The 8,227-nt window shown below is 63.1% G+C and carries 5 protein-coding genes; 1 reads left to right on the plus strand and 4 read right to left on the minus strand.

Annotation, left to right across the window (positions count from 1 at the left end):
* Positions 1-113: 113 nt before the first annotated feature.
* Positions 114-1,001 (plus strand): LysR family transcriptional regulator, encoded by an 888-nt coding sequence (locus ACW9I6_RS28295; protein WP_177067613.1) that lies wholly within the window; start codon positions 114-116, stop codon positions 999-1,001.
* A 1-nt stretch (position 1,002) separates the two neighbouring features.
* Here the strand turns inward: ACW9I6_RS28295 and ACW9I6_RS28300 are convergent, their stop codons facing one another.
* Genes ACW9I6_RS28300 through ACW9I6_RS28315 form a run of 4 tightly spaced genes read right to left on the minus strand, consistent with a single transcriptional unit; the run spans position 1,003 to position 7,974 of the window.
* Positions 1,003-3,699 carry a TonB-dependent receptor plug domain-containing protein gene (locus ACW9I6_RS28300; RefSeq protein WP_457340084.1) on the minus strand — a complete coding sequence of 899 codons (2,697 nt, stop codon included), beginning with the start codon at positions 3,697-3,699 and terminating at the stop codon, positions 1,003-1,005.
* A gap of 36 nt (positions 3,700-3,735) precedes the next feature.
* Positions 3,736-4,227, minus strand: coding sequence for a RidA family protein (locus tag ACW9I6_RS28305; RefSeq protein WP_093197996.1), 492 nt, complete (start codon positions 4,225-4,227; stop codon positions 3,736-3,738).
* Positions 4,228-4,252: 25 nt separating this feature from the next.
* The gene (locus ACW9I6_RS28310; protein ID WP_008434613.1) at positions 4,253-5,827 is read right to left on the minus strand and encodes a flavin monoamine oxidase family protein; all 1,575 of its coding nucleotides are present in this window, start codon (positions 5,825-5,827) and stop codon (positions 4,253-4,255) included.
* A gap of 26 nt (positions 5,828-5,853) precedes the next feature.
* A complete protein-coding gene (locus tag ACW9I6_RS28315; RefSeq protein ID WP_457340085.1) occupies positions 5,854-7,974 on the minus strand; it encodes a TonB-dependent receptor in 2,121 nt (706 codons plus the stop codon).
* Positions 7,975-8,227: the final 253 nt, after the last annotated feature.

The raw sequence follows: 8,227 nt of genomic DNA on the forward strand, positions 1-8,227 counted from the left end.
TACATGTACCGACTGACCCACCGCCTTCGCGAGCAAGCCCGCTCCCACATTTTGATTTGTGGTGTGGCGACTGACCGGCTATAAAACAGCCCAGCGTCCACCGAGAAGCGACAATGAACCCCTTCGAAGACATGCGCCTGTTTTGCCAGGTCATGGAATCCGGCAGTTTCACCGCTGCCGCCGAGCATCTTGGCCTGTCCAAGCAGTTTGTCAGCCGCCGCCTGATCCAGCTGGAAGAGCGCCTCGGCGTACGCCTGCTCAACCGCTCCACCCGCCGCCTGGATGTCACGCCGCTGGGCCAGAGTTACTACGAATCCGCCCTGCGCCTGCTCAGTGAAGTCGAGCAAGTGGAGCAGGGCATCGCCGGGCAAAACACCGAGCCCCGAGGCACCATTCGCCTGAGCGCGCCGTTGTCGTTTGCCATGGCGCACCTGGGTTGCCTGTTGCCGCTGTTCCTGCAACGCCACCCTCACGTCACCGTGGAAGTGGACCTCAGCGACCGCCCGGTAGACCTCATCAGCGAGGGCTACGACCTGGTGCTGCGCATCGGCACCCTCGAGGATTCGACCCTGATCGCCCGACGCATCGCCAGTGTGCAGCGCGTCTATTGCGCCAGTCCCGACTACCTGGCCCGCCACGGCACGCCGCAGAGGCCCGATGACCTGGCCGATCACGCATGCCTGCCTTACGGCCATGGTCGCCAGGTGCAATGGCACTTCAAGGTCGATGGCAAACCCCACACCCGCAACGTCAGCGGGCGCATGCGGGTCAACAACGGTGAGTTGCTGCGGGATGCCGCCGTGGCCGGGTTGGGCATCACCTACCTACCCAATTTTATCGTTGCCCAGGCCTTGCAGGACGGCCGCCTGGTGACGCTGCTGGAAGACTGCGCGCCCGAACCCCTGACCCTTTCCGCCGTTTACCCCCAGCACCGCCAGAGCTCGCGCCCGGTGCAGGCGTTGATCGAGTTCCTGCGTGAACGCCTGGCTGGCGGTTGTTGAATCAGAACGCGTACTGCACCCGGCTGTAGTAATACCCGCCGGTAAACCCGAACGGCGAATAGCTGCCCCAGTTATCGCCGAACGACGAGTTCTTCACGCCGATGTGATCCGGGTATTTGTCGAACAGGTTCTGCGCACCTACGGCCACCGTCAGCTGTTTGCTGATCGCGTAGGCCACGTCGAGGTCAGTGATCCACTTGGCCGAATACGTGCGGTCCAGGCTCGCGTCGCTGGAGCTGTTGACCTCGGTGTAGGTGCCGTAGCGAGTCAGGCGCAGGTTGACGTCGAAGTCGTGGATCGCCCAGTCGGCGGAGAAGATCATCTTGCTGCTGGGTGAGGTCTTGGTGATCAGTGCCCGTGACTGGCGACCCATCAACTGGAAGTTGCCCAGGGCGGCGAGCTGCGCCGGGGTGTCGTTGACGCTGAGGATCTGCGTGTGGTTGTAGTTCAGCGCCGCCGTCCATTTCACCGAGCCGTAGCGGTCGAGGTTCTGCCGGTAGTTGCCCACCACGTCCACCCCGGAGGTGCGGGTGTTGGCGCCGTTGGTGAAGTACTGCGCGCCCGCCGTGGCCGGTACGCCGATGCTGTCCAACAGGGAGGCAATGCCCGGGCCCTGGAAGCGTTCGCTGAGCACCAGGCGGTCCCGCAGGTTGATCACGTAGCCGTCCACTGTGAGGCTCAAGTCATCGCTTGGGGTCACGGCGAAACCGAGGCTGAAGTTGGTCGAGCGCTCCGGCTTCAGTGACTTGGCACCCAATGCCTGGGCGCCGGCGGAATCCACCGGCAGGATCACGTAGTTATACGACTGGTACACGCCATTGATGGTGTCGAACCCGGTGGAGCGTGCGGTGAAGATCTCGTTGGCCAGGGACGGTGCGCGAAAGCCGTTGCTCACGGTGCCGCGCAGGGCGAACACCGGGTTGAACGCATATCGCGTGCTGAGCTTGCCGCTGCGGGTACCGCCGACGCCTTCGTTGTAATGCTCGTAGCGCCCGGCCACGCCGACGTACCACTGCTCGGTGGGGTAGAACCCGAGGTCGACATAGCTGGCGACGCTGTTGCGGCTGACCTTCTGCGCGTCTTCCGGACGGATGCCGTTGGTGACCTGGGCCCCCGGATCGGGACGCTGCCCGGCACGCGGATGGCCTGCTGGGAACACGTAGCCGCCATCGATATAGGAAGCCTCTGAGCCGGCGCGGGTCTCGTAGCTCTCGCGCCGGTGCTCCAGGCCGAACGCCACGTCCAGCGGCTTGGCCAGGCCGATCTCGTAGGTGTTTTTCAGGTCGAGGTTGGTGGTGAGCTGGTCGGCGATGTAGATCCCGGAGGTGAACTTGTTCGGTGTGCTTTCGCCCAGGGACGGGTTCTGGTTGTCGTAGGTGCGCTGCTTGGCGTAGTTGCGCCCGTAGGTGCTGCTCAGGTCCCAACCCCAGCCGCCGCCAAGGTCGTTGCCCTTGGCGCCGAAAGCCGATTGGAAGTCCGTCTCGTTGACCAGCCAGTACGGGCTGTAGCCATCGGGGTATCCATTGGGCCCGGTGGTGATGGTGTTGCGGCCGTTGGGCAGGCGGAAGTTCTGGCCGTCGTTGTTCTCCCGGGTGGCCAGGGTGGAAAACGAGTACAGCGTCAGGTTGTCGTTCAGCGGCAGGTCGAGGTTGTACGCCACATCGCCCAACTGGCTGCGGGGCGAGCCGTAGCCTTTGTAGGTGTGGTGGCTGGAGGTGGCTTCGCGCGGGTCGGGGGAACCGTCCGCCAGCGGGTAGTAATGGCTGCTGTAGCCGTTGCTGCCGGCCTTGTTGTCGCGCTCCTGGTAGCGGGTGTCGAGGGACACGTTGAGCACCCCGGCTTCACCCACCTGGAAGCCATAGTTAAGCGCCTCCTGGCCGGTGCCGCGCTTGCCGTCGTAGTTCTGCCCCAGGGTGGTGTCGGAACTGCCGCCGGTGGTCTGCTTGAGGATGATGTTGATCACCCCGGAAATCGCATCCGAGCCGTATTGCGCCGCTGCACCGTCGCGCAGCACCTCCACATGGTCGATGGCAGCCACCGGGATCAGGTCGAGGTCGCTGGGGGCCGCGCCGCTGTTGATGCCGTTGATGTTCAGGGTGGCGCTGGTATGGCGGCGTTTGCCGTTGACCAGCACCAGTACGTGAGAGGCGGTGAGGCCGCGTAGGGTGGCCGAACGCACCACGCCGCTGGCATCCCAGCCGGCGCGGTCGGGCAGGTTGAAGGAGGGGATGAGCTTGCCCAATGCCTCCAGCAAACTCGGCTTGCCCACGGCCCGAAGCTGTTCGCCGCTGATCACATCAATCGGCGTGGGGCTGGTGGTGACGGTGCGTTGTTCGGCGCCACGGTTGCCGGTGACCACCACGGTGTCGAGGGTGGGGGAGCGGTCTTCGGCAGATTCGACGCCGAAGGACGCCAGGCCGCACGCCAGCGAGAGCGGCAGGAGTTTCAGATGATTGTACCGATGTAGCCTTTTACGGTGAGCGAGCTTGCTGTGGCGAGTAGGCTTGCTGTGGCCAGGGAGCTTGCTGTGGTGAGGAAGCTTGCTGTGGCGAGGGAGCTTGCTCCCGCTGGGCTGCGTAGCAGCCCCAATACGGTCTTCCGAGGAAATTGCGGAGTCAGGCTTCAGGGCCGCTGCGCGCCCCAGCGGGAGCAAGCTCCCTCGCCACAAAGGTGCCGTCAGCCAGTTGAATTTTCGCATGAGAGTGGAGCTCCTTGGTCTCGAGTGATGTCCCTGTCAGCGTTTGCGCGCGGCAACCGCTTCGATTTCTACCAGCCCGCCGGGCAATGGCAGCGCGACGACTTGCACCGCGGTGCGCGCCGGTTTTTTCGGCTGCTCGGCACTGCCGAAAAACGGCGTGTAGCCTTCCTGCAACCCGGCAAAGTCGAGCTTGCCGCCCTTGGCTGGATCGCCCACCAGGAATATCCGCAGCTGCACCACATCTCCCAAATCCAGGCCCTGGCTTTGCAGCACACCCTTGAGCTTGTTGAGGATCGACGTGGTCTGGATGGCCGTGTCGCCATAGGCGGCAAACGAGTCTTTCGGCGCCTTGGGGTCATGCAGGTCGGCCAGCAACCCACTCACAAACAGCAGCTCGGTCTGCGGCGGTACCGACACCGCCAACGAGATAGGGAAATTCGAGTTCGGCAGCGGCACGCGCTTGATCTCATCGGCGTGGGCGGCAAGGGTGGTGGCGGTCATCAGCAGTCCTGCAAAAAGCGTCTTCATCGGTTCATTCCTTGAGAGAGAAAAGTCAGGCGGCGACGCCCGGTTGCTGGCGTTCGGCATGCCGGCCGATCAGCGAGACGATGCGCCGCGCCGAATCGGCGGCGCTGTTCTGCCAGATGCCGACGCCGCCGTGGGCGAGGGCGTCGCTGGCCAGGTACGTGCGGCCCTGGGGCTCGTTGAGCAGGCGGTAGGCGCTTTCGCCGACCTCGTCGTTGACGATCCACGGGCCCTTGCTGTAGCTGACTTTCGACCAGTTGATCGCCACCGGTTTTTGCAGCTTGGCGCTGTGGCCGGGGTGCAACAGCTCCACCGCCTGGCGTGAGGAGGCGAACTGTTCGGCCAGGGATTTCTGGCTGAAGGCCTGGGCCGATTCACTGGTGTTGTAGGCCGCCACCAGAATCCCCTGGGCGCTGTTGAGGCGGTCGCTGGGGTACCACAGGCCTTTGACTTCATGGTCGAGGTACGACAGGCCGCCGTAGATGTTGAAGTCGGTTTCCCAGAAACGCGGCGCCTGCCAGGCCACCTTGTTGGCCTGGTCGCTTTGCGCGGTCTGGATCGCCTGCTTGAAGGGTGCCGTGAAGTTGGTTGGCAGCTTGGCCAGCAGCGGCAAGGGCACGGTGACAATCGCGTAGTCGGCACTCAGCACCTGGGTCTTGCCGCTGATGCGGTCGCGGTAGGTGATCCGGCTGCCTTGCTCCGAGGTCTGGATATCGCTGACTTCGGCGTTGAAGCGCACCGCATCTTTCAGATGCTCGTAGAAGGCATACGGAATGCGGTCCATGCCGCCCACCGGCTGGAACATGGTGGAGGAAAACTCCGGGATTTCATCGAACACCAGTGCGCCCCACAGCTTGGGATTGAGCAGGGTCTGCAGCTCCAGCGGCGCGCGGGTCACGCCGGTCTGGTCGCCGGCGCCGGGCACGCGGGTGTAGCCGGAGCGCACCGAACCCTTGTATTGCAGGTCGCCGTTGAGGTCGCCGTACACTTTGAGGAAACTCAGCAACGCCTTGCGGTCATCCACGCTCAGGTCCTGGTCCAACGCCTTGCGGCTGACTGTGCGGGCCAGCAGTTCCGAGAGCTGGCCACGGGTGTCATTGACCGCCTGGCGCAACTGGAACGCCGGTTGCTGCGTATCCGGCCGGGCCAGGGCGTTGCGGCTGCTGTTGACCAGTACTTGCAGCTCCACACCCAGCTCGCGGCAGTAGCCGAGGATCGTCTGGTGGTGGCTGGGAATACGCGCGGGGCCGGCGTTGAAAAACTGCCCGTCATCAAAGTCGACGGTCTGGCTGACGCCGTCGTCGAAATCGACCTTGGTGCCTCGGCGCAGGGTCCAGTTGCGTCCACCCACCCGGTCGCGGGCTTCCAGGATCGTCACGTTGAACCCGGCCTTGCGCAGCTCATAGGCGCTGACCAGCCCGGAGATCCCGGCGCCGACCACCACCACCTGCTTGCCTTTGCCGGTGCTGCCCAATTGCAGTGGGGTAAAGCTCGATGCCACCGCCTGAGGCGTCAACCCCAGCGCGCCCAATGCGCTGACAGCGGCGGAATAACCGCCCACGGCGGCAATACGGGAAATCAGTTCCCTGCGGGTAAAAGCCATGATTCGCTCCTTGAGATAGCGGTTTGTCAGAGGTCGTAGCGCACGGTCAGCAACAGGGTTCGCGGGTCGTTGACCGAGTAGTAGCGGGCGCCGCTGGAGGGCACGTAGCCCACCGACTGCGGGTAGGCGCGGTCCAGCAGGTTTTTCACCGCCAGGGTGGTGGTCCAGTGGCCGTCGCCGCTGATGTAGCGGGTGTTGGCGTTCCAGAAGGTCTGTTGCGGGATTTCCTGGATGTCGTCGTTCAATGCGTTGGCGTAGGACTTGGTCTGGAACTGCGCATCGGTGCCTGCCAGCCAGATGCCCGGCAGCCCGGCCGGGATGGTGTAGTTCAGGCCAACGCTCGCGTTCCAGCGTGGCGAGAACACCAGTTGCTTGCCGTTGGCATCCACCCCGGCACCGCTGGCGTTCTGGAAGTCGTCGTACTTGCTTTGCAGGTAGCCGACGTTGGCGGTCAGTTGCAGGTCGCGGCTCAGGGCGGTGAGGGTTTCCAGTTCTACGCCGTAGGTGTGGGCACGGCCGACGTTGGTGCGCAGGCTCACCCCCAGCGCCGGGTCATAGGCGTTGGTTTGCAGGTCTTTGTAGTCGTTGTAGAACAGCGCGACGTTGGCCCGCAGGCGCTGGTCGAAGAAGTCGCCCTTGACCCCGGTTTCCCAGGTGGTCACGTCTTCCGGGGAGAACGCCTGTTCGGCGGCGGCCTGGGTGGGGGCGCGGTTGTCGTAGCCACCGGCCTTGAAACCCTTGGCGACGTAGGCGTATTGGTTCAGGTGCGGGGTCCAGGCGTATTCGAAGCCGATCTTCGGGCTGGTGGACTGCCAGGATTTGCTCGACTCGGCGGTGAAGTTGGTGCCGGTGATTTGCCGGTCGGTGTTGATCGCGTAGTTGGTGAAGTCGAAATTCTTGTGCTCGCGGGTAAAGCGCAGGCCGGCGATCAGCGACAGTTGTTGCGTCAGCTTGTAGGTGCCCTGGCCATACAGCGCATAGCTTTCGGTGTTGGTGGTGCTGTATTGGCCCTGGCCGATCACCCGATTGCGGGCGATGGAATAGGTAAGGTTGTCGCGGTCGGCGTCGAACTTCTCGCGGTACAGGTACACCCCGGTGCTGAAGCTGAAATCGTCGTAGTCGCCGTTGAGCTGGAACTCCTGGGTCGCATAGTTTTGCTTGTACAGGATCAGGTTGTTCTGGATCAGCGCGGCTTGCCCTGAGTTGTCGTAGTCCACCGGTTGGTGGAACGCCGAGTAGGCGGTCACCGACTTGAAGTTCAGGTTGTCATTGATCGCGTAAATCGCCCGCAGTACCGAGCTGCCCTGGTCCAGGCGGTTTTTCGGGTCGAGGCTGCTGTAGCTCTTGAACTTGTCGAAATGCCCGTTGGCGTCGAAAGGCGTGTAGCTGGTGGTGTCGCCCCGGTCGAAGGTACCGGCCAGGGTCAGTTGCACATCCCACGGCGAATCCACCGGCTTGTAGCGCAGCTTGCCGCGGTAGGACTGGATGTCGACGTTGTTTACATCCTTGCCCCGGGTGGGGTCGGAGACGGTGCCGTCGCGGCTCAGGCGGATCGCCGAGAAACTGCCGAACAGCGCGTTGTCCACCAGCGGGCCGCTGATCAGCAGGCGTGCGTTCTGCGCGTCGTAGTTGCCGGCGCCCAGCTCTACAAAACCACGGGTTTCCTGGGTCGGGTCGCGGGTGATCACGCGGATCGCGCCGGCGCTGCTGTTGCGTCCGTACAGGGTGCCCTGAGGCCCGCGCAGCACTTCGACACGCTCCACATCGTTGAAGTCGAGCATCGACGAAATCGCACGCGGGATGTACAGGTCATCGGCATACACGGCGACGGCGGCTTCCTGGATCGGGTCGGTTTCACCGATACCGCGAATGCCGTAGGTCTGCGCGCTGTAGGAGATCGACTGGCGGCTGAGTGTCAGGTTCGGCACCTGGCCCGAGAGGTCGCGCACGCTGTTGATCTGCTTGTCTTCCAGGGCCTTTTCATCAAACGCGGAAATCGCCAGCGGGGTTTTTTGCAGGTCTTCGCTGCGGTGCTCGGCGGTGACATTGACCACCGGCAGGGCGGCGTCGTCGGCGTGAACGGCGAGGCCGAACAGGGCGAGGGAGATGGCCAGTGCCAGGCGATTGGGTACGGCGGTAGGACTCATGATGGACCCCTGAGGTGGTTGACGGTTTAGGCAAAATTGGGCCTCCACCTGGTCAGGGGTCGGTACTGGATGTAACAGTATTTGTATAAATGCCGGGCGTAAAAGTCCGATTAGTTATAAGTTAATTATAAAAAATAGGTATGTATTGGTTTGAATGTGATGCGTAAGTCTGATGATATTTTTCAGCCGAACAAAAAACAAATGTGGGAGCGGGCTTGCCCGCGAATGCGGTCGCTCAGTCAACATTGATAGT

This window comes from Pseudomonas sp. SDO5522_S412, from assembly GCF_054071215.1.

Excerpts from the sequence above, each read along its gene's own strand:
- ACW9I6_RS28295 (WP_177067613.1), top strand. The coding sequence starts at position 114 with ATGAACCCCTTCGAAGACATGCGCCTGTTTTGCCAGGTCATGGAATCC.
- ACW9I6_RS28300 (WP_457340084.1), bottom strand. The coding sequence starts at position 3,699 with ATGCGAAAATTCAACTGGCTGACGGCACCTTTGTGGCGAGGGAGCTTG.
- ACW9I6_RS28305 (WP_093197996.1), bottom strand. The coding sequence starts at position 4,227 with ATGAAGACGCTTTTTGCAGGACTGCTGATGACCGCCACCACCCTTGCC.
- ACW9I6_RS28310 (WP_008434613.1), bottom strand. The coding sequence starts at position 5,827 with ATGGCTTTTACCCGCAGGGAACTGATTTCCCGTATTGCCGCCGTGGGC.
- ACW9I6_RS28315 (WP_457340085.1), bottom strand. The coding sequence starts at position 7,974 with ATGAGTCCTACCGCCGTACCCAATCGCCTGGCACTGGCCATCTCCCTC.